This is a genomic window from Halomonas sp. 707D4 (assembly GCF_024158685.1).
Taxonomy (GTDB): domain Bacteria; phylum Pseudomonadota; class Gammaproteobacteria; order Pseudomonadales; family Halomonadaceae; genus Vreelandella.
Map to the genome: position 1 here is coordinate 1 of NZ_JAMZBD010000609.1, position 1,581 is coordinate 1,581.

At 68.4% G+C, this 1,581-nt stretch carries 2 protein-coding genes; one reads left to right on the plus strand and one right to left on the minus strand.

The window, feature by feature from the left end:
* Positions 1-268, plus strand: a 268-nt coding sequence (locus BIS11_RS17135; protein WP_253586662.1) for an SDR family NAD(P)-dependent oxidoreductase, incomplete at its 5' end; no start/stop codon positions are given.
* A gap of 15 nt (positions 269-283) precedes the next feature.
* Here the strand turns inward: BIS11_RS17135 and mnmE are convergent.
* On the minus strand, positions 284-1,581 hold a 1,298-nt coding region (gene mnmE / locus BIS11_RS17140; RefSeq protein WP_253586663.1), incomplete at its 5' end, for a tRNA uridine-5-carboxymethylaminomethyl(34) synthesis GTPase MnmE.

Here is a 1,581-nt window from a genome sequence, read left to right on the forward strand (position 1 = left end):
AAACGAAGAGGGCGACCGGGAGCTTTACCGGGCCAGCAAGGCAGCGCTGAACAGCCTCACCCGCGGCTTCGCCCGCCACGAGGCGCTGCCCGCCGGCGTCGGCGTGCTCAACCTGCATCCTGGCTGGGTCAAGACCGACATGGGTGGCGACGATGCGCCGGTGACCGTCGAGCAAAGCGCTGCAGGCATTGTCGACGTAGTGAGCGCTTACTCATCTGATCCTGAGCAGCGTTTCATCGACTATACCGGCGTATCGCTTGCCTGGTAGGCCCTTTCAACCGCCTCACTTGCCGATGCAGAAACTGCCGAAGATCTCGCCGAGCAGGTCGTCGGCGCTGAACTCGCCGGTGATCTCGCCAAGCGAGGCCTGGGCGTCGCGCAGGTCCTCGGCAAGCAGCTCGCCGGCACCCATGCCTTCGAGCTGGGCGCGACCGGCCTCCAGCGCGGTGCTGGCGCGGTCCAGCGCGTCCAGGTGACGCCGGCGCGCCGAGAAGCGCCCCTCGGTGGTGGCAGCGAAGCCCATCACGTCCTTCAGATGCGCCTTCAAGTTGTCCACACCCGCTCCGGTCTTCGCCGACAGGCGCAGCGTCGGGGCGGATGTGGACAAGTCGATGCCGGCGGTCTCCGCGCTTTCGTCGATCTTGTTGCGTACTAGGGTCAGGCGCCCTCGATCCGGCAGGCGCTCGACGAACTCGGGCCAGATCGCCATCGGGTCGGTGGCCTCGGTGGTGGCGGCGTCGACCATCAGCAGCACCCGGTCGGCTTTTTCGATCTCCGTCCAGGCGCGGGCCACGCCGATCTTCTCCACCGCGTCCGGGGTGTCTCTGAGCCCGGCGGTATCGATCACGTGCAGCGGCATGCCGTCGATGTGGATATGCTCGCGCAAGACGTCCCGGGTGGTACCGGCGATGTCGGTGACGATCGCCGTCTCCTGCTCGGTCAGGGCGTTCAGAAGGCTCGACTTGCCGGCGTTGGGGCGCCCGGCGATCACCACGCTCATCCCTTCGCGCATCAGCGCCCCCTGGCCCGCGGCGCGGCGCACCGTCGAGAGCTCCTGCTGCACGGCGGCCAGGCGCGCTGCCACGTGGCCATCGGCGAGAAAGTCGATCTCCTCCTCGGGGAAGTCGATCGCGGCTTCCACGTAGACCCGCAGCTCGATCAGCCGCTCGACCAGCGCGGCCACGCGCTGAGAGAACTCGCCTTGCAGCGAGCGTACGGCGTTCTCGGCCGCCGAGCGCGAGGTGGCGTCGATCAGGTCGGCGATCGCCTCGGCCTGGGAAAGATCGAGCTTGTCGTTGAGAAAGGCGCGCTCGGAGAACTCGCCAGGCCGGGCCAGGCGGGCGCCAAGCTGCACGCAGCGCTCGAGCAGCATGTCCATGATGACCGGGCCGCCGTGGCCCTGGAGCTCCAGCACGTCCTCGCCGGTGAAGGAGTTCGGGCCCTGGAACAGCAGCGCGATGCCCTCGTCGATGATGGCATCCTCGCCGTGAAACGGCCCGTAGTGGGCGTAGCGGCTGGCCGGGCGGCTGCCCAGCATGGCGGTGGCGATATCGCCGCAGGCGGGGCCGGAGACCCGAATGA